The organism is Enterobacter sp. RHBSTW-00901 (assembly GCF_014103115.1).
Classification (GTDB): Bacteria; Pseudomonadota; Gammaproteobacteria; order Enterobacterales; family Enterobacteriaceae; genus Enterobacter; species Enterobacter cloacae_P.
This window is the reverse complement of record NZ_JABXPB010000001.1, coordinates 4,347,454-4,370,756: the sequence shown is the minus strand read 5'-3', so window position 1 is coordinate 4,370,756 and position 23,303 is coordinate 4,347,454. Positions and strand designations below refer to the sequence as shown.

The window sequence follows — 23,303 nt, the reverse complement described above, 5'->3', positions numbered from 1 at the left end:
GCTGGAGGGATTATGTCGACAATACCGGTGTCCGAAAAAATATGTTCGCTTTCAAAGATTGACCTGAATCTGCTCACCCTCTTTTGCTTAATCTATAGCGTGGGTAGCATTTCTAAAGTCGCCGACATGCTGGACATTTCCCCCTCTGCCGTCAGCCAGTCGCTGCGAAAACTGCGCGAAATGATGGGGGACAACCTTTTTGTTCGTAGCGGAAACATGCTGCTGCCGACGGTGTTTTCCGATGAGCTTTACGACAACACGGTTCCGATAATCGACAAGCTCTCCACACTGTTACCTGGCTCAACGCCCTCGCCCAAAAAAAGAGTCACTCTGTATACCGAATCCTTTGTTTCTCCGCTGGTGGTACCTGAATTAACGGAAAAGCTCCTCGAAACGAATTCTGACATTAGCCTGCTGCATCGCACTGCCGACCTGAACGAACAAAAAATTACCGAGCTGCTCAACATGCGCCAGGCCGATGTGGTGTTCTCCACCCTTTCGGTGGAAAACAGCAACATCAGCTGCCAGAAAGTATGCAAGGTGAACCTGGTGCTGGTGGCCGCACAGGATAACTCGCTCTACGGAAACGTGATTGATGAAGAGTCGTTCAGAAATGCCAGTCTGGTGGGCTATAACACCAAAAATGAAAAAATCATTTATTACCGCAGTATTGTTGACAAAAAATTCCGCTCCAGCGACCGCTGTCTGCTCACCACCTCTTTTGCCTCCATTCTGATTATCATCGCCAGAACGCAGTGCCTGGGAATTATCCCGGAGCGCGCCTTCGCCACCTACTCGGAGATGTACAAGCTCAGGCGAATTGACACACCGTTCCCACTACCGCAATTCAGCATTTACTCCTCATACAGAAAAGAGAGCAATACATTGCTCTCTTCTGTGCTGGATGATCTGCTGCTCCAGACGACCTAGAGCCGCGTTTTGCCGATATGCCAGATAGTGTCGGCATATTCCTGAATAGCGCGGTCAGACGAGAAATACCCCATATTGGCAATATTGTGCATTGCCCGGGCTGTCCACTCCCGTGGCTGACGGTACAGCTCATCCACCTGATCCTGACACTCAACGTAGCTGCGATAATCCGCAAGCACCTGATAATAGTCGCCAAAATTGATTAATGAATCCAGCAGGTTACGGTAACGCCCTGGCTCCTGCGGGCTAAATTTCCCGGTGCCAATCTGCGTCAGCACCTGGTGCAGCGCTTCATCCTGCTCAAAGATATCGTGCGGGTTATAGCCGCCACGGCGCAGCATTTCCACTTCTTCTGCCGTATTGCCGAAGATGAAGAAATTGTTCTCACCAACATACTCACGCATCTCAATATTCGCCCCATCCAGCGTACCGATGGTCAGCGCACCGTTAAGTGCAAATTTCATGTTGCTGGTACCAGAGGCTTCGGTCCCCGCCAGCGAAATCTGTTCAGAGAGATCGGCTGCCGGAATAATCATCTGTGCCAGGCTGACGCTGTAATCCGGGATAAAGACCACCTTGAGCCGGTTACCCATCTGCGGATCGTTATTCACCACCTGCGCCACATCGTTAATCAGACGAATAATTTGCTTCGCCATAAAGTACGACGAGGCGGCCTTACCGGCGAAGATATTGACGCGCGGGACCCAGTTCACCTCCGGCTCGGCCTTGATGCGGTTATAACGGGTGATGATATGCAGCACGTTCAACAGCTGACGCTTGTATTCATGAATACGTTTCACCTGCACATCGAACAGCGCCCCGGGGTTAACCACGACGTTAAAGTGCGTGGCAATGTAGTCGGCAAGACGCTTTTTATTTTCCCGTTTCGCCCGACAAATAGCCGCGTTTACCGTTGGATAATCAATACAGGATTTCAGATCGCTGAGCTGGTTTAAGTCGGTTCGCCAGGCCGGGCCAATGTTGGTATCCAGCACGTCGGAGAGCGACGGGTTGGCAAGCGCCAGCCAGCGACGGGCAGTCACCCCGTTGGTCACGTTGGTAAAACGCGTCGGGAAGATGCGCGCAAAATCAGCAAACAACGACTGCGCCATCAAATCAGAATGCAGTTCAGAGACGCCATTTACCTTATAACTGGCTACGACCGCCAGCCATGCCATGCGCACCACGCGGCCATGCGATTCGTCGATTAGCGATACGCGGCGCAGCAGCTCGCTATCCCCACCATGCACATCACACACTTTCTTCAGGAAACGGTCATTAATCTCGAAAATAATCTGCAAATGACGCGGCAGAATACGGCTCAGCATCTCTACCGGCCAGGTTTCCAGTGCTTCGCTCATCAGCGTATGGTTGGTGTAAGAGAAAATCTGGCTCGTGATATCCCAGGCCTTTTCCCAGCTGAATTTATGCTCATCGATCAACACGCGCATCAGCTCCGGAATGGAGAGTACCGGATGCGTATCGTTGAGATGAATGGCCACTTTCCCGGCCAGGTTATCCCATGTTTTATGCAGCATATAATGGCGATTCAGGATGTCCTGAATCGTCGCCGAGGCCAGGAAGTAGGCCTGACGCAGACGCAATTCGCGCCCGGCTTCCGTCGAGTCATCCGGATAGAGTACCCGCGAGATTTTGTCGTAGTGATAGCTATTTTCCTCCGGCAGGGAAACATCCTCCTGCGCAAGGCGAGCGGAATTAATCTCACTATTCACCTGGACATTCCACAGACGCAGCGTATTGGTGGTATCCGTTTTATAACCGGGAATAATCTGGTCGTGTGCCACGGCCAGGATCTCTTCAGTATCAACCCAGCGGGTTCTACCACCTTCGTGCTGAAGCCGTCCGCCAAAGCGGATTTTATAATGGGTATTATGGCGTTTAAATTCCCACGGGTTACCATATTCCAGCCAATAATCCGGCGTCTCTTTTTGGCGACCATCAATAATACTTTGTTTGAACATGCCGTAATTATAGCGAATACCGTACCCGCAACCCGGCAAGCCAAGCGTAGCCAGCGAATCCAGGAAACAGGCCGCCAGACGGCCCAAACCGCCATTGCCTAACCCCGGGTCGTTTTCTTCATCGATAAGTTCTTCCAGGTCCAGCCCAATGGACTCCAGTGCGCCTTTGACATCATCATAAATCCCCAGAGATAACAGAGAATTGGATAATGTCCGACCAATTAAAAACTCCATTGAAAGGTAATAGACCTGCCGCTCGTCCTGAGAAAATTGCGCGCGGTTAGACCGGTGCCAGCGCTCGACCAGCTGGTCGCGCACGGCGTACAGCGTGGCATTTAGCCATTCACGGTTGGTGGCAATGACCGGATCTTTACCAACGATATAAAGTAATTTTTCGACAATCGTTTTTTTCAGCGTTTCAATGTCGGTGCGATAAGCTGTGCGAACAACGGAATTTTGCATAGGGAACCCTCTTCAGGTAACTGAATAAATTTGGGGGTAAACAGATAAAAGTGGAATCTGGAATAATTCAGGGATTACATTTTGCGTTTATTAATTTTATTTTTAATGGCAAGTTTTAATTCAGATCTAATTTTGCGCGGGGTCAGTCCGGTCGCAACCGCAATGTAAGGCAGGTTTACGCCGTGAGCGTGAAGGGTTTTGGCCATAGCAACTTTGGATTGCACATGAATATCTTTCATTAATAACCTCATCAGTGTTGTTGATGGGATGAAAGATACCGCCTGCTTCTTTTTTAGCCAATTAGCAACGCTTAAAGCCGGGATAAGTAATTCTAAACAGTGTTGGTTAGCAAAGCGGTTAACCCGGACCAGGCCACATCAGCACACAGACCTGTATAAATCCCCTGCAGAACGCTGTAAAATCCCGCCCTGATAACTCCATAATTGATGAATTTTTAACCTATGAGCAATGTTACGCCCCAGCCGAAAATCGGCTTCGTCTCCCTGGGCTGCCCGAAAAACCTGGTGGATTCTGAACGTATCCTGACCGAACTTCGCACCGAAGGCTATGACGTGGTGCCAAGCTACGACAACGCCGACATGGTGATCGTCAATACCTGCGGGTTTATCGACAGTGCGGTTCAGGAGTCTCTGGAAGCCATCGGTGAAGCCCTGACTGAAAACGGCAAAGTCATCGTGACTGGCTGCCTGGGCGCAAAAGTGGATCAAATCCGCGAAGTACACCCGAAGGTGCTGGAAATCACTGGCCCACACAGCTACGAGCAGGTGCTGGAACATGTTCACCACTACGTGCCAAAACCAAAGCACAACCCGTTCCTGAGCCTGGTACCGGAACAGGGCGTGAAACTGACGCCGCGCCACTATGCATACCTGAAAATTTCCGAAGGCTGCAACCATCGCTGCACCTTCTGCATTATCCCGTCTATGCGTGGCGATCTGGTGAGTCGTCCGATTGGCGAAGTGCTGGCAGAAGCTAAGCGTCTGGCCGACGCGGGCGTGAAGGAACTGCTGGTCATTTCCCAGGATACCTCTGCCTACGGCGTGGACGTGAAGCACCGTTCCGGCTTCCACAACGGTGAGCCGGTAAAAACCAGCATGGTCGGCCTGTGCGAACAGCTCTCTAAGCTGGGTATCTGGACGCGTCTGCACTACGTCTACCCTTACCCACATGTTGACGACGTCATCCCGCTGATGGCAGAAGGTAAGATCCTGCCGTACCTGGATATTCCGCTGCAGCATGCCAGCCCGCGTATTCTGAAGCTGATGAAACGCCCAGGTTCCGTTGACCGCCAGCTGGCGCGCATCAAACAGTGGCGTGAAATCTGCCCGGATCTGACCCTGCGTTCCACCTTTATCGTCGGCTTCCCGGGTGAAACCGAAGAAGATTTCCAGATGCTGCTGGACTTCCTGAAAGAAGCGCGTCTGGATCGCGTAGGCTGCTTCAAATACAGCCCGGTAGAAGGCGCAACCGCCAACGAACTGGCTGATCAGGTACCTGAAGAGGTGAAGGAAGAACGCTGGAACCGCTTTATGCAGCTGCAACAGCAGATTTCTGCTGAACGTCTGCAGGAAAAAGTGGGTCGCGAAATTCTGGTAATTATCGATGAAGTCGACGAAGAAGGCGCGATGGGCCGCAGCATGGCGGATGCCCCTGAAATCGACGGCGCGGTGTACCTGAACGGGGAAACCAACGTGAAGCCGGGTGATATCATTCGTGTGAAAGTTGAAAACGCCGACGAGTATGATTTGTGGGGTAGCCGGGTTTAATTCCCCCCTCACCCTCTCCCCGCTGGGGAGAGGGGAGACTTACCCCTTAATCCTCGTATCCAGCGCGTCGCGCAGCCCATCCCCCAGCAGGTTAAATGCCAGCACGGTCAGGAAAATCGCCAGGCTCGGGAATATCGCCACATGCGGTGCGATCACCATATCCGCCCTCGCCTCATTCAGCATCGCCCCCCATTCCGGCGTCGGTGGTTGTGCCCCTAACCCCAGAAACGACAGGCTGGCCGCCGAGATAATCGACACGCCAATACGCATTGTGAAATAGACCACGATGGACGACACCGTCCCCGGCAGAATATGGCTGAACAGGATGGTGGCATCACTGGCCCCCATACTGCGCGCCGACTCGATAAAGGTTTGCTGTTTAAGTACCAGCGTGTTGCCGCGCACCAGACGGGCAAATGCCGGGATCGAGAAGACCGCCACGGCAACAATCACGTTCGCCATACCGCTGCCCATAATCGCGACAACAGCGATCGCCAGCAGAATGCCGGGGAACGCAAACAAGACGTCGCATATACGCATGATGATCCTGTCCCACCAGCCTTCGTAATACCCGGCAATCAGGCCAAGCACGGTGCCTGTCGCCGCGCCAATCAGTACCGCAAAGACCCCGGCGGCAAGAGAGATCTGCGCCCCCACCAGCACGCGGCTGAAGATATCGCGCCCGAGTGAGTCCACGCCGAACCAGTGCAGCATTGATGGCCCGTCATTCAACCGATCGTAATCAAAGTAGTTTTCGGCATCAAACGGAGCCACCCACGGGGCAATGATCGCCACCACAATCAGCAACAGCACAAACAGCCCTGCCGTCATGGCGACCGGCTGGCGACGAAAACGCCGCCAGAACTCAAACCACGGGGTGCGGATATGATCCGGTTTAAGCCCCGGCATAGCGTTTAAAACGGCCTGACGACGCCAGTTTAACAATCGCATCTTACTTGTACCTGATGGCCGGGTTAATGGCGGCGTAGAGCACGTCCACCACTAAGTTGATAAGAATAAACTCCAGTGAGAAAAGCAGGACTTCCGCCTGAATGACCGGGTAATCACGCATGTCGACTGAATCGACCAGCAGACGCCCCAGCCCTGGCCAGTTGAAGACCTTCTCCACTACGATAGAGCCGCCCAGCAGGAAGCCGAACTGCAGCCCCATCATCGTCACCACCGGGATCATCGCATTACGAAAACCGTGCTTGAGAATGACCCATTTTTCACTCACCCCTTTTGCCCGCGCGGTGCAGATGTAGTCTTCACTCAGCACATCAACGAACGAAGCGCGGGTAAAGCGCGCCATTACCGCCGCAACGGCAGCGCCCAGAGTCAGAGAAGGCAGGATATAGTGCTTCCAGGTATCAGCCCCGACGGTTGGCAGCCAGCCCAGCTCCACGGAGAAAATCTGCATCAGCAGCATCCCGAGCGCAAACGCCGGGAAGGAGATGCCCGTTACCGCCAGTGCCATACCGAGTTTGTCCGGCCAGCGGTTACGCCACACGGCCGCGACAATCCCGGCACTCAGACCAAACAGCACCGCCCAGGTCATACTGGCGATGGTCAGCCAGAACGTCGGCATAAAGCGGCTGGCAATCTCTTCCGATACCGGACGACGCGACACCATTGAGGTGCCAAAATCACCCTGCAGCACATTGCCAATGTAGTGCAGGAACTGCCGGTACAAAGGCTGATCAAGGCCCAGTTGTGTACGCACCCGTTCAATGACCGTAGCATCTGCCTCCGGCCCTGCCACCAACCGGGCCGGATCGCCTGGTAACATATGAACAAACAAAAACACCAGCACCGCCACAATCAGCAGCGTCGGGATAAGCCCCAGCAGGCGTTTACAAACATAATTCAGCATGCCTCTCCCTCTCATCCCACAGATCACCGCCTGCAGGCATGAGTTTTCTTATTTCAAATCTGCATCATCGAAGCTAAAACCCGTATCCGGCATGATGTAGAAGCCAGTCAGCGCCTTGTTATGGGCTGATACCAGTTTTTCCACCACCAGCGGGACCCACGGTGACTCTTTCCAGATGATATCCTGAGCCTCTTTATAGAGGCGCGCTTTCTCTTCCGGTTTGGTGGTTTTCAGCGCGTTGGCCAGGTTTTTGTCCACCTGCGGGTTACTGTAGAACGCGGTGTTGAACAGGGTTGGCGGCCAGTTCTGCGAGGCGAACAGCGGCGAGAGCGCCCAGTCCGCTTCGCCGGTGGAGGCCGACCAGCCGGTGTAGAACATCCGCACACCGCTCTCTTTCTGCCCTTTTCCTTCCACTTCTGCCGCACGTTGTCCGGCGTCCATCGCGGTAACCTGCGCCTTAATACCCACCTGCGCCAGCTGCTGCTGAGTGAACTGCAGTACCTTCTGCGCGGTACTGTGATTGTGCGACGACCACAGCGTGGTGCTAAAGCCGTTCGGGAAGCCCGCTTCTTTTAGCAACTCGCGCGCTTTAGCCGGATCGTATGGCCACGGTTGATAATTTTGCGAATAGGCGATGGTCGGCGGCAGGACGCCAGTTGCCGGGGTCGCGAAGCCCGCAAAGGCCACCTTCACCAGCGCCTGACGGTTAATTGCATAGTTGATGGCTTCACGCACCTTCGGGTTATCAAACGGTTTCTGCGTGATGTTCATGCTGATATAGCGCTGCATGATGGACGGGCTGGCCACCAGCTCCAGCTTGCTGTTTTTCGCCAGGATCGCCGCCTGCTCATACGGGATCGGGAAGGCAAACTGCGCTTCTCCGGTTTGCAGCATCGCCGCGCGGGTGTTGTTGTCCACCACCGGACGCCAGGTAATGGTATCCAGCTTCGGCAACCCTTGTTGCCAGTAACCGGTATATTTCTTCACCTTCACAAAATCGGTCTGATTCCAGGTAACCAGCTCATACGGGCCGGTGCCGACCGGATGGAAGCCAATCTCTTTACCGTATTTTTTCAGCGCCGCAGGCGAGATCATTGCCGTTGCCGGGTGCGCGAGAATATTGATAAAGGCCGAGAACGGCTCTTTCAGGGTGATCTTCACCGTCGCCGGGTCAACCACCTGGGTGCTGGCAATGGTTTTATAGAGGTTGTAGCGCTTAAGGCTATTTTCCGGGTTGCTGGCACGGTCGAGGTTCACCTTCACCGCCTCAGCGTTAAAATCCGTGCCGTCCTGGAACTTCACGCCGGTTCTGAGCTTAATGGTATACACCAGCCCGTCGTCAGAGACGGTATAGCTCTTCGCCAGCACGTTCATCAGCTTCATCTCTTTATCCAGGCCAAATAGCCCCTGATAGAAAGATTTGGCGACCGCCTGCGAGAGCGTGTCGTTAGCGTCATAAGGATCGAGGGTCGTGAAATTCGATCCAACCGCCACCACGACATCTTTGGCAGCGAACGCGGGTGCGGCGGCCAGGGCTGCCGTCACGCTCGCGGCTAACAGCCATGTCCGGGCAACAAATTTAACCATTGTGTTCTCCTGCCTGTTGTAAGTTATAACCGCGAGAATGCATTGTCCTGACGCGGAGGGGCGACAAAATGACCCGGGCCGACTTCACGCAGCGTCACTCGCTCCATACGCTCGCCCCGTTTACGAATATTGCCCGGCATTTCGTCCTGCAGCAGCACGCGCTGGGCATGACGATGCTCAGGATCGGCAACCGGTACAGCAGCCATCAGCTTACGGGTGTACGGATGTTGCGGGTTTTCAAATACCGCCCGCCGTGGGCCAATCTCAACAATCTGCCCCATGTACATCACCGCCACACGATGGCTGATACGCTCAACCACCGCCATATCGTGCGAGATAAACAGGAACGCAATCCCCATATCCCGCTGCAAGTCGAGCAACAGATTAATAATTTGCGCGCGGATGGAGACATCCAGCGCCGAGACGGATTCGTCCGCAATCACCACTTTCGGGTTCAGCGCCAGCGCGCGGGCAATGCAGATGCGCTGCCGCTGGCCACCGGAAAATTCGTGCGGATAACGCCAGGCATGTTCCGGTTTCAGTCCCACGCGCTCCAGCAGCCAGGCGACACGACGCTGCGCGGCGTCACCGTCGAGCAGGTTATGCACCCGCAGCGGCTCCATGATCGAGTACCCCACCGTATGGCGCGGGTCGAGGGAGGCATACGGATCCTGAAAAATAAACTGAATATCCCGCCTTACCGCCTGCAGCTTACCGGAAGGCAGGGTATCGATACGTTCACCGTTAAAGGTGATGCTCCCTTCCTGAGACTCCACCAGCCGCAGCAGCGCCCGGCCAGTGGTGGATTTGCCACAGCCGGACTCCCCCACCAGCGCCAGCGTTTCACCGGGCCAGAGATCAAAACTGACATTTTCGACGGCGTGGACTTCGCGCTTCACGCGATTAAACAACCCGCTGCGCAAGGGAAAACGCGTCACCAGCCCCCGGACTTCCAGAATCGGTTTACCCGGCACCACGGTGTCCTGTTCAGTTTCCTGAGTACCGGGTTCACCCGGCGATATCAGCGGAAAGCGTCGCGGCAAATCGCTGCCGTTCATTGCCCCAAGACGGGGTACCGCCGCCAGCAGCGCCTGGGTATAGGGGTGAACAGGCGCATGAAAAATCTGCTCTACGCTGCCCGTTTCCACGGCATTACCCTGGTGCATCACCAGTACGCGATCGGCAATATCCGCCACCACGCCCATATCATGGGTGATGAAAATCACCCCCATCTCCATTTCCTGTTGCAGCACTTTAATAAGCTGCAGGATCTGCGCCTGAATGGTGACATCCAGAGCCGTTGTGGGTTCGTCCGCAATCAGCACCGCCGGGCGGCACGACAGGGCCATCGCAATCATCACCCGCTGGCGCATCCCGCCGGAAAGCTGGTGCGGGTAGCGCGATAAAATGGCCTGCGCCTCCGGAATACGCACCCGTTCCAGCATCCGTTTCGCTTCAATGAGCGCCTCGTCACCGCTCAGTCCCTGATGCAAACGGATGGACTCGGCAATCTGTTCACCGACCGGAAAAACCGGGTTCAGCGAGGTCATGGGCTCCTGGAAAATCATCGCGATATCCGCCCCGCGCACACCCTGCATCTGCGAGGCGCTCAGTTCGTTTAAATCGATTACCTGTCGGTTACGGCGGCGCAACAGCATTTTGTCACTGGTCACCTGCCCGCCGGTTTGTTCAAGCAGGCGCATCAGCGCCAGCGCGGTGACCGATTTGCCCGAGCCAGATTCACCGACAATCGCCAGCGTCTCGCCACGATTAAGCGAAAACGATAAATTCTGTACGGCGGGGATAAACTGCCGTTCTTCCTGAAACGCGATATTCAGATGATGAACGGCCAACACTTCGCGGTTGTCCAGCGCTTCACTGTGCGGCACGCTTTGCCCCCTTATTCACGATAGATCCCCGTACTGGGCTCATCACCCGCATAGCCCCAGGCGCGGTACATGCCTTCACTGTTAAACGACAACGCCACGTTTCCTTCATGATCCACGGCAATTAACCCACCGACGCCGCCCAGCGCAGGCAACTTCTCCATCACCACACGTTCGTAGGCCTCACTCAGGCTTAATCCGCCGTAATCCATCAGTGCGGTAATGTCATATGCCGCAAGGGTGCGAATAAAGACTTCGCCCGTCCCGGTACACGACACCGCCGCTGTGGCGTTATTGGCGTAGCATCCTGCCCCCGGCAGTGGGCTATCGCCTACCCGTCCCGGCAGTTTGTTGGTCATGCCGCCAGTCGAGGTGGCGGCCGCAAGGTTACCGGCTTTATCGAGCGCAACCGCCCCTACCGTGCCCATTTTGGTGGTCTCATCCAGCGGTGCAGTGTGGTCAAGCTGTGTCACACCCGCTGAACGAGCCTCCAGCAGTTGTTGATAACGCTCCGGGGTCGAAAAGAGATCGGGCGAGACCGCCTCCATCCCGTGTTCAAAGGCAAACTGCTCCGCTCCGGCTCCCGTCAACAGGACATGGGGACTCTCTTCCATCACCAGACGTGCCGCCAGAACGGGGTTACGCAGGTGGCTCACGCCAGCCACTGCCCCCGCTTTCAGAGTGATACCGTCCATCACACAGGCGTCCAGCTCATGGGTTTCATCGCGCGTAAACACGGAGCCGATCCCCGCATTAAACAGCGGACACTCTTCCAGCAGACGCACCGCCTCGGTGACCACATCCAGCGCGCTCTCGCCTGCCTCCAGCATCCGCTGGCCTGTTTCTACAATGGCGTAAAGCGCGTCGATATAGCATTTTTCCTGCTCAGGGCTGAGCTTTGCGCGGGTAATTGCCCCTGCACCACCATGAATTGCGATAACCGCATTAACCATTTCACATCACCGTTAGCCGACTTGCCGCTTTTGCTATAAATATCATTATCGTTGATGATTCTTCAGATAATTTTTGAATATAGAAAGACGCAACAGCGATGTAAAGGGTACTCCAGGCGGGTCATACTGTTAGTGGCACTTTTCTGCCATAATGGACGCTTTCGTTGTTACTGTGCAGGAGCCACCTATGGATTTTACCGCCGGACTGATGCCGCTTGAAACGGCACTCACGCAAATGCTCAACCGAATCTCCCCGCTGCATGATCACGAGACGCTGCCGTTAGTGCGCTGTTTTGGTCGTATTGCCGCACGCGATATCGTCTCCCCGCTTAACGTGCCTGGGTTCGATAACGCCGCGATGGACGGCTACGCAGTGCGCCTGGCGGATATCCAGACGGGCCAGGCGCTGCCGGTAGCAGGTAAAGCGTTTGCGGGTCAACCGTTTAAGGGTGAATGGCCGGCTGGCACCTGCGTGCGCATCATGACCGGTGCCCCGGTTCCGGCGGGATGCGATGCCGTGGTGATGCAGGAAGAGACGGAACAAACCGACGGCGGCGTACATTTTACCGCCAGCGTCAAAGCGGGCCAGAACATCCGCCGTGTCGGGGAAGACATTACCCTCGGCGCAACGGTTTTTGCCGCCGGACAGAAGCTGACAGTGGCCGAGCTGCCGGTGCTGGCCTCGCTTGGCATCGCCGAAATCGACGTCATTCGTAAGGTACGTGTCGCCGTCTTCTCCACCGGTGACGAGCTTCAGCTGCCCGGCCAGCCGCTAAAAGAGGGGCAGATTTACGACACCAACCGCCTGGCGGTACATCTGATGCTGGAGCAGTTGGGTTGTGAAGTCATCAACCTTGGCATTATTCCCGACGACCCGGAAAAACTGCGCGCCGCGTTTATTGAAGCGGATAAATCCGCTGACGTGGTGATTAGCTCCGGCGGCGTCTCCGTGGGGGAAGCGGATTACACCAAAACCATGCTCGAAGAGTTGGGGGAGATAGCCTTCTGGAAGCTGGCCATCAAACCGGGCAAACCGTTCGCGTTTGGTAAGCTGGAGCACAGCTGGTTCTGTGGCCTGCCGGGTAACCCGGTCTCTGCGGCATTGACCTTCTACCAGCTGGTGCAGCCGCTGCTGGCGAAGCTTTCTGGCAGCAATGTGGCTCCACTTCCGGTGCGTCAGCGCGTGCGTGCGGCAACACGGCTTAAAAAATCACCGGGTCGTCTTGATTTCCAGCGTGGGATTTTGACACGCAACGCCGACGGCGAGCTGGAAGTGAGTACTACCGGCCATCAGGGCTCGCACATTTTCAGCTCCTTCAGTCAGGGAAACTGCTTTATCGTGCTGGAGCGCGAGCGCGGCAGCGTGGAAGCCGGCGAATGGGTTGAAGTGGAAAGCTTTAATCATCTGTTCGGAGGCTGACGATGGCGGCAGAGCTGAACGACCAGGAGATGATGCGTTATAACCGTCAGATTGTGCTGCGCGGTTTTGATTTCGAGGGTCAGGAAGCGCTCAGGGCGGCGCGGGTGCTGGTCGTCGGTCTGGGCGGTCTGGGCTGCGCAGCTGCGCAGTATCTGGCGGCTGCGGGCGTGGGTAGCATGACGCTGCTGGATTTCGATACCGTATCGGTATCAAACCTGCAGCGCCAGACGTTGCACAGCGACGCGACGGTGGGCCAGCCGAAAGTCAACTCTGCCCGGGCGGCACTGGCGCGTATCAACCCCAACGTTCAGTTTACCCTGATTGATGCCATGCTCGACGAGGAACCGCTGTTCGCACAGATTGCGCAGCATGACCTCGTGCTGGACTGCACCGATAACGTCACCATTCGTAACCAGCTCAACGCGGGCTGTTTCGCCCATAAAGTACCGCTGGTCTCCGGTGCGGCGATCCGCATGGAGGGGCAAATCAGTGTCTTCACGTACGCCGAAGGTGAACCCTGCTACCGCTGCCTGAGCCGCCTGTTTGGCGAAAACGCGCTGACCTGCGTGGAGGCGGGTGTGATGGCTCCGCTCGTCGGCGTGATTGGCTCACTGCAGGCGATGGAAGCAATCAAAGTGCTGGCGCACTACGGCACGCCAGCAGCAGGGAAAATCGTGATGTATGACGCGATGACCTGCCAGTTCCGCGAGATGAAGTTGATGCGTAACCCGGGGTGTGAGGTTTGCGGAGGTTAAAGCAAACGGCAACCTTCAGGTTGCCGTTTTAGTGTTTGCTCCCTCTCCCTGTGGGCTGAGGGTCGGGAGTGAGGGCATCAGGCAGCATCCGTCAGATAGACGTCCGCCCAAACGCCCCCTGCCAGTCCTGCTCAAACTTCACAATCGCCGCATCCACTGCTGGTGACGTAATAAACTGCTGCGCCACGTCCAGCGGCAGCGTGATGGACTCACAACCCGCCAGCAGGCAATCCAGCGCCTGACGTGGGGTTTTGAAGCTCGCGGCCAGCACTTTTGACTGCGGGGCATGCAGCGTCAGCAGTTGTTGCAGCTCGATAACCGTCTGGATCCCGTCCCCACCCTGCGCATCTACGCGGTTAACGTAAGGCGCTACGTACTCTGCTCCCGCCAGCGCGGACAACATCCCCTGCGCAGCACCATACACCGCCGTACCCAGCGTCGGGATCCCTTCGGCTTTCAGCATCTTAATTGCCCCCAGCCCTTCCGCTGTCACCGGTACTTTCACGACCAGGTCATGAATAATTGCACGCAGTTTATGCGCATCATCCACCATCCCTTCGGCGGTGGTCGCCATCACCTGCGCGAACAGACGGCCTTTACCACCCAGCGCGTCATGTAACTCTGGCAGCAGCACGTCGAGCGGTGTTTTACCCGCTGCCACGATGCTTGGGTTGGTGGTCACGCCCGCCAGTGGAAAGATACGTGCCAGCTTTCTCACTGCCGCAACATCGGATGTGTCGAGATAAAGTTCCATGATGTAACCCTCAAAATTAGCCTGCACTTACCCTATCACGGCAAAACCCGCTCAAGAGTTGACCCACATCAAGATGACTTTCATTCGAAAGTAATTTAATCTTCATATGCAAACAAGGGCGAAAAAATGATCTTCAATATTCAGCGTTACTCCACTCACGATGGCCCAGGTATTCGTACCGTGGTGTTCCTGAAAGGTTGCTCGCTGGGCTGTCGCTGGTGTCAGAACCCGAAAGCCGCTCCCGCACGCGGGATGTGCTGTTTGATGCACGTCTGTGCCTCGAAGGTTGTGACCTGTGCCAACTGGCTGCCCCGGGCTGTATTGAACGAGCGCTGAACGGCCTGGTCATCCACCGGGAAAAACTGAGCGAAGAAACGCTCAACGCCCTCACTGACTGCTGTCCAACGCAGGCGCTTACCGTATGCGGTGAAGAGCAGCAGGTCGCAGACATTATGGCCACCGTACTGCGTGACAAACCGTTTTACGATCGCAGTGGCGGTGGGATCACCCTTTCCGGTGGCGAACCGTTTATGAACCCGGAGCTGGCGCACGCCCTGTTTAAGGCCAGCCACGAAGAAGGGATCCACACTGCCGTCGAAACCTGCCTTCACGTACCGTGGCACTATATCGAACCCTCATTGCCTTATGTCGATCTGTTCCTGGCCGACCTGAAGCACGTCGATGGTGACACGTTCAAACAATGGACGGACGGCTCGGCAAAACGGATCCTGGATAACCTGAAACGCCTTGCTGCCGCCGGGAAACAGATAACCATCCGCGTACCGCTGATCCAGGGCTTTAACGCTGATGAAGCTTCCATTACTGACATTATCAATTTCGCTGCCGACGAACTCAACGTCCACGATATTCATTTTCTGCCGTATCACACGCTGGGCATGAACAAATACACCCTGCTCGGCCAACCCTACTCTGCCCCTGACAAACCGCTGGATAACCCTGCGCTACTGGACTTTGCACAGCAGTATGCCTGCCAGAAAGGGTTAACCGCGACCTTACGAGGATAAACTGATGACAACCCTGAATCTCAACACGCTAAGCGATCGTATTAAAGCGCACAAAACCGCCCTGGTGCATATCGTCAAGCCGCCGGTGTGTACCGAACGCGCACAGCACTACACCGAAATGTACCAGCAGCACATGGACAAGCCTGTTCCGGTACGCCGGGCCCTGGCACTGGCGCATCACCTGGCAAAACGCACCATCTGGATCAAACACGATGAGCTGATCATCGGTAACCAGGCAAGCGAAGTGCGCGCCGCGCCGATCTTCCCGGAATATACCGTCTCCTGGATTGAGAAAGAGATCGACGATCTGGCGGACCGCCCGGGTGCAGGTTTTGCCGTAAGCGAAGAGAATAAACGCGTCCTGCACGAAGTCTGTCCGTGGTGGCGCGGCCAGACGGTGCAGGATCGCTGTTACGGGATGTTCACCGACGAACAGAAAGGCCTGCTGGAAACTGGCATTATCAAAGCCGAAGGCAACATGACCTCCGGCGATGCACACCTGGCCGTTAACTTCCCGCTGGTGCTGGAAAAAGGTCTCGACGGGATGCGCGCCAAAGTGGCAGAGCGCCGTTCCCGCATCAACCTGACCGTGCTGGAAGACCTCCACGGAGACCAGTTCCTGAAAGCGATCGATATCGTACTGGAAGCCGTAAGTCTGCATATCGCACGTTTTGCCGCACTGGCACGCGAAATAGCCTCCACCGAAACGCGTGAAAGCCGCCGTGATGAACTGCTGGCAATGGCAGAAAACTGCGACGTTATCGCCCATGAACCACCCAAAACGTTCTGGCAGGCGCTGCAGCTGTGCTACTTCATCCAGCTGATCCTGCAAATTGAATCCAACGGCCACTCCGTGTCGTTTGCCCGTATGGATCAGTATCTTTATCCGTACTACCGTCGTGACGTGGAGCTGAACCAGAACCTCGACCGCGAACACGCCATTGAACTGCTGCACAGCTGCTGGCTGAAGCTGCTCGAAGTGAACAAGATCCGCTCCGGTTCGCACTCCAAAGCCTCTGCGGGTAGTCCGCTGTATCAGAACGTGACTATCGGTGGTCAGAAACTGGTGAACGGTGAGCCAATGGATGCCGTGAACCCGCTCTCCTACGCTATCCTGGAGTCCTGCGGCCGTCTGCGCTCTACCCAGCCTAACCTGAGCGTGCGTTATCACGCCGGAATGAGTAATGACTTCCTCGACGCCTGCGTGCAGGTGATCCGCTGCGGCTTTGGTATGCCAGCGTTTAACAACGATGAAATCGTGATCCCGGAGTTCATCAAGCTGGGCGTTGAGAAAGACGACGCCTACGACTATGCGGCGATTGGCTGTATCGAAACGGCGGTTGGCGGCAAGTGGGGCTATCGCTGCACCGGCATGAGCTTCATTAACTTTGCCCGCGTGATGCTGGCCGCGCTGGAAGGCGGCCGTGATGCCACCAGCGGCAACGTGTTCCTGCCGCAGGAGAAAGCGCTCTCCGCCGGTAACTTCAATAACTTCGGGGAAGTGATGGCGGCCTGGGACACCCAGATCCGCTACTACACCCGTAAATCCATTGAGATTGAATATGTGGTAGACACCATGCTGGAGGAGAACGTCCACGATATTCTCTGCTCGGCCCTGGTAGATGACTGCATCGAACGCGCAAAAAGCATCAAGCAAGGCGGCGCGAAGTACGACTGGGTCTCCGGCCTGCAGGTGGGGATCGCTAACCTCGGCAACAGTCTGGCCGCAGTGAAAAAACTGGTGTTCGAACAGGGAACGATTGGTCAACAACAGCTGGCGGCTGCCCTGGCGGATGATTTCGACGGGCTGACCCACGAGCAGTTGCGCCAGCGTCTCATCAACGGCGCGCCGAAATACGGTAACGACGACGACAGCGTGGATATGCTGCTCACCCGTGCTTACGAAACCTATATCGAAGAGCTGAAGCAGTACCATAACCCACGCTACGGTCGTGGCCCGATTGGCGGTAACTACTATGCAGGTACCTCCTCCATCTCTGCGAACGTACCATTTGGTGCAGCAACGATGGCAACACCAGACGGACGTAAAGCACATACGCCGCTGGCTGAAGGGGCAAGCCCGGCCTCCGGTACTGACCACCTCGGCCCAACGGCGGTGATTGGCTCCGTAGGTAAACTGCCAACCGAAGCGATCCTCGGCGGCGTGCTGTTAAACCAGAAACTGAACCCATCAACGCTGGAAAACGACAGCGACCGCCAGAAGTTAATGGTGCTGCTGCGTACCTTCTTCGAGGTGCATAAAGGCTGGCATATTCAGTACAACATCGTTTCGCGGGAAACACTGCTGGAAGCGAAGAAACACCCTGACCAGTATCGTGACCTGGTGGTGCGCGTAGCGGGTTACTCGGCGTTCTTTACTGCCCTGTCGCCGGATGCGCAGGACGATATTATTGCGCGTACTGAACATACGCTTTAATTTGCATACACAAATCCCCGGCATACATCGCCGGGGATTTTTTAATTTTACACCTCTGATAATAAAATATTTCTTTCCGTCCCCACTACCATTTAATTTATTAGCCATTCCTTTTACGCTTAAATAAAAACCATTTCCTTCATTTAATTTGATTAATAACAAGTTAACACCTCAACTTTATCATTAGGCTTCTTCCTGATTAAACACCTCACTCAGGGAAGCAAATGAGCAACATTATTTATTTAACGCTTGAGGGTGATATTCAGGGAAAGATTTCAGCAGGCTGTGGTTCACAGGCATCTGTTGGTAACCGCTACCAGCTGGGGCATGAAGATGAAATCTTTGTCTTCAGCCTGACGCAGGCGGTGGCCGGGGCTAATGGGGGTATCCATCACCACGTCCTGCAATTTTGCAAACTCCTGGATAAAAGCTCTCCATTACTCAATAACGCCATTAATAATAATGAACGTCTAAAACTGACGTTTGATATTTACCGTACTAATAAATACGGACACATGGAAAAGTTTTATCTTATCGAACTTCGCGGTGCAACACTACAGTCTGTTTATCAGACCGTCAAGATGAACAATATGCCCTACGAATATATATCGGTGAATTACGATTATATTCTGAGCCGGCATCTTATCGCTGGTACCGAGTTCGATTACCTGCTGACGCCGGAAAATTATCACCGCCTTTTCCCGGTGTCGCAGAAAATTCTCCTGCCCGAAGAGCCACCAGAGCGTAAGGTGACGCTGGTGCTAGGGATCTTCTTTGACGGCACGGGGAATAACGCGGTGAATACCCGGAACATGCTTGAGGCGCTTACGGCACAGCACTTTGATATCAATAGCCTGGATGCGGAAACCATTCTCGCCAGAAATGCATCGGAGAAAATGGGCATCAGCGGGATCGGAGCGGGTAGCTATCTGGGGTATTACACAAATATTCACTGGTTGAATGAATTATATGAAAAAAGATTTCCTGCTGAGAGTCATTACGTACAAGGTGCTGTGTATGTTGAAGGAATTGGTACCAGGGCGGGCGAACCTGATAACCCGGTAGGTCTGGGCCTGGGCACTGCAGAGACAGGTATTATTGCCAAAACCGACGATGCAGTGGCGCAACTGGAAGCCGTGATAAAGAAAACGCGCTCTCGTTTAAACGGTAAGTTTATTGTCGATACCCTGCTGTTAGATATCTTCGGCTTCAGCCGTGGCGCGGCGGCAGCTCGTCACTTTGCCAATCGCGTCCAGTCAAAAGACCCCGCCATTATCAATGCAATTTCGGCAGGCATGGGCAAGGTCTACTATTGCGGCCCCCCAGCAGGCAAAACCCGCTTTCTCGGCATCATGGACACCGTGGCGGCGGTCGGCACGCTGGCAAACGGTCTTAATCCGCATAGCGCCGATACGGGCAATGTCGACATCCGTCTACGTCCGGGTGTTGCGGAAAAGGTATTCCATATCACCGCCCAGCACGAGTGCCGCTATAACTTCGCCCTTAACAGCGTTGCCCCCGCGTGGCCTGAGCTGGCACTCCCGGGTGCCCATTCCGATATCGGCGGCGGCTATTTGCCACAACTGCGGGAAAACCTCTTTCTCACTCGTCCTCAGGTGGAAACCCTGTCTCAAAACCAGCCGGGATCGCAATCGCACGTTTACCAGCAGGCGATGGCGCAGCTGCGCGTGCTGGAACATTCCCCAGCCATTATGCCCATTATTCGTACCAACGCCATCACCCCGGACGTATGGGAGGATGATTTCGCCCCGCCGGACCATCACAGCCAGCCTAAGAAACGCACCTTTGCCGCGCTGGCATTGCGCCATCGTACGGTGAGTTATGACTGGTCGAAGGTCGCGCTGCGGGTAATGGTCGATGCGGCAGTTGAAGTCGGAGCATTATTTTCTGACCCAGACACCATTAAACAGCACACCTTACCAGGTGAGCTGAGGCCGTTCAGCGAACGTGCCCGCGCAATGGGAAAAGCGGCTCGTCAACATACAACCGTAACCGGTTTTACGCCTGAAGACGTTGATGCGATTGCTCAACACTATATCCACTGCTCAGCCCACTGGAACGCCGTAGAGCTCAGACAGAACGGAGAATTACAGGGCGGCGCATCGGCCAGCGAAACCATCAGCTTTGTCAACCGGCCAGACGAGGGCTGGACAAGAACGATTTACAACATGGATGGAAAAAAACGATGAAAAGACATAACGCAATAGCACTTGCGCTGCTGCTGGCATTGACTGGCTGTAGCCCTCAGAAACCCCAACCTTTACAGTCAAAGCAGGCCGCCAGCGGAGACTGGACGCTCCCTTACGGCGAGTGGAGCTTTTCTTTTATCACGCCCTATAAATTACCTGCAAAAGTGCTTCATGTGCGGGTAATCGACACCGATGGTTATCTTTATACCTTTAACACACTTGACTCGACTGATCGCGATCCAGATTCCGTAAACAAATGGTCAGATGTAACCTTTGGCGGAAGCGTTAATTTTAACAAAGTCAAAAAACCCCCACAGTACATTGTCTTTTGCTGGGAATCCTATATTGACCAACAAACCTACGAAACCAGCGCCGTTTTCGGGCCGGAAACCTGGCTGCGCATGAAAACACCCGCCGACCATACATGGGACGAGGATACCGTCTGGTACGACAATATGACCTTCGGCCTGTCCCCCGGCGGTAAAGTCAACATCTGGTTCCCGGATGTTGCAGGACGCCCCAGCCTTCCCGTCAAACCACTGAAAATAAGGACCCGCTCCGGCAAGGATCTGACGCTCTGTAAAGACTATGTCGTGCCCGGCGGCACGTTCAACGTTATCCCGTCCACCCAGGATTTCATCAAAGGCAAAACCTACCCGTACGGCAACTGGGAGTAACAAACAGATAAAAAAGTTGCCGTATTCACGCCTGAAGAGTGGGACAAGAAGGGTTTACAACATGGATGGAAAAAAACGATGAAAAGACATAACGCAATGGCACTTGCGCTGCTGCTGGCATTGACTGGCTGTAGCCCTCAGAAACCCCAACCTTTACAGTCAAAGCAGGCCGCCAGCGGAGACTGGACGCTCCCTTACGGCGAGTGGAGCTTTTCTTTTATCACGCCCTATAAATTACCTGCAAAAGCGCTTCATGTGCGGGTAATCGACACCGATGGTTATCTTTATACCTTTAACACACTTGACTCGACTGATCGCGATCCAGATTCCGTAAACAAATGGTCAGATGTGACCTTTGGCGGAAGCGTTAATTTCAACAAAGTCAAAAAACCCCCGCAGTACATTGTCTTTTGCTGGGAATCCTATATTGACCAACAAACCTACGAAACCAGCGTCGTCTTCGGGCCGGAAACCTGGCTGCGGATGAAAACACCCGCCGATCATATCTGGAGTAATGGGGACTTAGTCTGGTACAACAATATGACCTTCGGTCTGTCCCCCGGCGGTAAAGTCAACATCTGGTTCCCGGATGTTGCAGGACGCTCCAGCCTTCCCGTCAAACCACTGAAAATAAGGACCCGCGCCGGCAAGGATCTGACGCTCTGTAAAAACTATGTCGTGCCCGGCGGCACGTTCAACGTTATCCCGTCCACCCAGGATTTCATCAAAGGCAAAACCTACCCGTACGGGAACTGGGAGTAACAAACAGATAAAAAAGTTGCCGTATTCACGCCTGAAGAGCGGAACAAGAAGGGTTTACAACATGGATGGAAAAAAACGATGAAAAGACATAACGCAATAGCACTTGCGCTGCTGCTGGCGTTGACTGGCTGTAGCCCTCAGAAACCCCAACCGTTACAGTCAAAGCAGGCCGCCAGCGGAGACTGGACGCTCCCTTACGGCGAGTGGAGCTTTTCCTTTGTCACCCCCAAATATTTGCCGGCAGCAACGACGCATGTACGCATAATTGATACGGATGGGTACCTTTATACCTTTAACACGCTCGATCAAACTTCCCGTGGTCCTGATTCTGTCGATAAATGGGCTTCAGCCGTTCATGGTTCCAGCGTCAACTTCAACAAAGTCAAAAAACCCCCGCAGTACATTGTCTTTTGCTGGGAGTCCTATATTGACCAACAAACCTACGAAACCAGCGCCGTTTTCGGCCCCGACACCTGGCTGCACATGAAAACGCCAGCCGACCATACATACCGCTCCGGTGCCCCCGTCTGGTACGACAATCTTCTCTTCGGTCTGTCCCCCGGCGGTAAAGTCAACATCTGGTTCCCGGATGTTGCAGGACGCCCCAGCCTTCCCGTCAAACCACTGAAAATAAGGACCCGCGCCGGCAAGGATCTGACGCTCTGTAAAAACTATGTCGTGCCCGGCGGCACGTTCAACGTTATCCCGTCCACGCAGGATTTCATCAAAGGCAAAACCTACCCGTACGGGAACTGGGATTAATAATACCCTTGCCCAACAGGCAACGACAAATACGACAACCTCGGTTGCCGTTTTGCTTTTACTTTCGAATGAAATTAAATTTGTGCTCCCCGTCACCTTGTTATTAGAATGTTGCTGGTCGCAGTAATATTCAGGAGCGCAAAGTATGACCGTAAAAGTTATCGTCACCGATATGGACGGAACTTTCCTTGATGATGCCAAGCAGTACAATCGTGACCGCTTTCAGGCGCAGTTTGAACAACTTAAAGCCCGTCATATTGAATTCGTTGTCGCCAGCGGCAACCAGTATTACCAGCTCATCTCCTTCTTCCCGGAACTGAAAGATCAGATCTCCTTTGTGGCGGAAAACGGCGCTCTGGTGTTCGATCACGGTGAGCAGATTTTCCACGGTGAACTGACCCGCCATGAATCACAAATCGTCATTGGTGAGCTGCTGAAAGACAAAGGGCTTAATTTCGTGGCCTGCGGGCTGGAAAGCGCCTACGTCAGCGATAACGCCCCTGAAGCGTTCGTGGCGCTGATGTCGAAGCACTATCACCGTTTAAAACGCATCAGCAATTATCGTGACATTGACGACGTACTGTTCAAATTCTCCCTGAACCTGCCGGACAGCGATATCCCGAACCTTGTCGACAAACTGCATGTGTCGCTGGACGGTATTATGAAGCCCGTCACCAGCGGCTTTGGATTTGTGGATTTGATTATCCCGGGTCTGCACAAAGCTAACGGCATCAGCCGACTGCTGAAGCGCTGGAAGATATCGCCACTGGAGTGCGCAGGCATTGGTGACAGCGGTAACGATGCGGAAATGCTCAGGCTGGTGAAATATTCCTTCGCAATGGGCAACGCGGCGCAGAGCATAAAAGAAATCAGTCGCTACAGCACCGACGACAACAACCACCAGGGCGCGCTGAACGTTATCCAGGCCGTGCTCGACAACCACTCCCCGTTCGATGCCTGATTTCTTCTTCGCCGGAGCCACGCTCCGGCACTTCACTCTTTTTCCATCCTGTGTCACACGTCAAATTTTTAAACTTGCAT

The 23,303-nt window shown here is 54.6% G+C and carries 18 protein-coding genes and 1 pseudogene; 11 read left to right on the top strand and 8 right to left on the bottom strand.

The window, feature by feature from the left end; genetic code table 11:
* The first annotated feature begins 12 nt into the window (after positions 1-12).
* Entirely contained in the window at positions 13-930 is a 918-nt protein-coding gene (locus HV318_RS21035; RefSeq protein ID WP_182274260.1) for a LysR family transcriptional regulator, read from the top strand.
* Here HV318_RS21035 and HV318_RS21030 read toward each other — a convergent pair.
* Positions 927-3,374 (bottom strand): glycogen/starch/alpha-glucan family phosphorylase, encoded by a 2,448-nt coding sequence (locus HV318_RS21030; RefSeq protein ID WP_182274259.1) that lies wholly within the window; start codon positions 3,372-3,374, stop codon positions 927-929. The two genes, HV318_RS21035 and HV318_RS21030, sit on opposite strands and share 4 nt — an antisense overlap.
* A gap of 74 nt (positions 3,375-3,448) precedes the next feature.
* The gene (locus HV318_RS21025; RefSeq protein WP_182274258.1) at positions 3,449-3,613 is read right to left on the bottom strand and encodes a glycine cleavage system protein T; all 165 of its coding nucleotides are present in this window, start codon (positions 3,611-3,613) and stop codon (positions 3,449-3,451) included.
* 222 nt (positions 3,614-3,835) lie between these two features.
* Here HV318_RS21025 and rimO point away from each other — a divergent pair, with 222 nt between their 5' ends.
* Positions 3,836-5,161, top strand: a complete 1,326-nt coding sequence (gene rimO, locus HV318_RS21020; RefSeq protein WP_182274257.1) for a 30S ribosomal protein S12 methylthiotransferase RimO — start codon at positions 3,836-3,838, stop codon at positions 5,159-5,161.
* A 39-nt stretch (positions 5,162-5,200) separates the two neighbouring features.
* Here the strand turns inward: rimO and gsiD are convergent, their stop codons facing one another.
* Genes gsiD through iaaA form a run of 5 tightly spaced genes read right to left on the bottom strand, consistent with a single transcriptional unit; the run spans position 5,201 to position 11,460 of the window.
* Positions 5,201-6,112: a glutathione ABC transporter permease GsiD gene (gene gsiD, locus HV318_RS21015; protein WP_182274256.1), complete on the bottom strand. Its 912-nt coding sequence runs from the start codon at positions 6,110-6,112 to the stop codon at positions 5,201-5,203.
* Position 6,113: 1 nt separating this feature from the next.
* Positions 6,114-7,034 (bottom strand): glutathione ABC transporter permease GsiC, encoded by a 921-nt coding sequence (gsiC, locus tag HV318_RS21010; RefSeq protein WP_182274255.1) that lies wholly within the window; start codon positions 7,032-7,034, stop codon positions 6,114-6,116.
* Positions 7,035-7,082: 48 nt separating this feature from the next.
* Complete coding sequence (gene gsiB, locus HV318_RS21005) at positions 7,083-8,621, bottom strand: glutathione ABC transporter substrate-binding protein GsiB (protein WP_182274254.1); 1,539 nt, start codon at positions 8,619-8,621, stop codon at positions 7,083-7,085.
* A 23-nt stretch (positions 8,622-8,644) separates the two neighbouring features.
* Positions 8,645-10,510, bottom strand: coding sequence for a glutathione ABC transporter ATP-binding protein GsiA (gsiA, locus tag HV318_RS21000; protein ID WP_182274253.1), 1,866 nt, complete (start codon positions 10,508-10,510; stop codon positions 8,645-8,647).
* An 11-nt stretch (positions 10,511-10,521) separates the two neighbouring features.
* A complete protein-coding gene (gene iaaA, locus HV318_RS20995) occupies positions 10,522-11,460 on the bottom strand; it encodes a beta-aspartyl-peptidase (RefSeq protein WP_182274252.1) in 939 nt (312 codons plus the stop codon).
* Between the two features lie 187 nt (positions 11,461-11,647).
* Here iaaA and moeA point away from each other — a divergent pair, with 187 nt between their 5' ends.
* Both moeA and moeB read left to right on the top strand, forming a co-directional pair.
* Entirely contained in the window at positions 11,648-12,880 is a 1,233-nt protein-coding gene (gene moeA / locus HV318_RS20990; RefSeq protein ID WP_182274251.1) for a molybdopterin molybdotransferase MoeA, read from the top strand.
* Positions 12,881-12,882: 2 nt separating this feature from the next.
* A complete protein-coding gene (gene moeB / locus HV318_RS20985; RefSeq protein ID WP_182274250.1) occupies positions 12,883-13,635 on the top strand; it encodes a molybdopterin-synthase adenylyltransferase MoeB in 753 nt (250 codons plus the stop codon).
* Between the two features lie 91 nt (positions 13,636-13,726).
* Here the strand turns inward: moeB and fsa are convergent, their stop codons facing one another.
* Positions 13,727-14,389, bottom strand: a complete 663-nt coding sequence (gene fsa, locus HV318_RS20980; protein ID WP_182274249.1) for a fructose-6-phosphate aldolase — start codon at positions 14,387-14,389, stop codon at positions 13,727-13,729.
* A gap of 126 nt (positions 14,390-14,515) precedes the next feature.
* Here fsa and HV318_RS20975 point away from each other — a divergent pair.
* The 7 genes and pseudogenes from HV318_RS20975 to HV318_RS20945 all read left to right on the top strand — a co-directional run bounded on the left by HV318_RS20975 (position 14,516) and on the right by HV318_RS20945 (position 23,223).
* Positions 14,516-15,414, top strand: a pseudogene (locus HV318_RS20975) (glycyl-radical enzyme activating protein).
* A gap of 4 nt (positions 15,415-15,418) precedes the next feature.
* The gene (locus tag HV318_RS20970) at positions 15,419-17,851 is read left to right on the top strand and encodes a formate C-acetyltransferase/glycerol dehydratase family glycyl radical enzyme (protein ID WP_182274248.1); all 2,433 of its coding nucleotides are present in this window, start codon (positions 15,419-15,421) and stop codon (positions 17,849-17,851) included.
* 224 nt (positions 17,852-18,075) lie between these two features.
* Positions 18,076-20,061, top strand: coding sequence for a type VI secretion system tube protein TssD (tssD, locus tag HV318_RS20965; protein ID WP_182274247.1), 1,986 nt, complete (start codon positions 18,076-18,078; stop codon positions 20,059-20,061).
* Positions 20,058-20,738: a DUF2931 family protein gene (locus tag HV318_RS20960; RefSeq protein ID WP_182274246.1), complete on the top strand. Its 681-nt coding sequence runs from the start codon at positions 20,058-20,060 to the stop codon at positions 20,736-20,738. Before tssD ends, HV318_RS20960 begins: the two co-directional genes overlap by 4 nt.
* Before the next feature lie 78 nt (positions 20,739-20,816).
* Complete coding sequence (locus HV318_RS20955) at positions 20,817-21,500, top strand: DUF2931 family protein (RefSeq protein ID WP_182274245.1); 684 nt, start codon at positions 20,817-20,819, stop codon at positions 21,498-21,500.
* 78 nt (positions 21,501-21,578) lie between these two features.
* Complete coding sequence (locus tag HV318_RS20950) at positions 21,579-22,262, top strand: DUF2931 family protein (RefSeq protein WP_182274244.1); 684 nt, start codon at positions 21,579-21,581, stop codon at positions 22,260-22,262.
* Between the two features lie 145 nt (positions 22,263-22,407).
* Complete coding sequence (locus tag HV318_RS20945) at positions 22,408-23,223, top strand: Cof-type HAD-IIB family hydrolase (RefSeq protein ID WP_182274243.1); 816 nt, start codon at positions 22,408-22,410, stop codon at positions 23,221-23,223.
* The last annotated feature ends 80 nt before the right edge of the window (positions 23,224-23,303 follow it).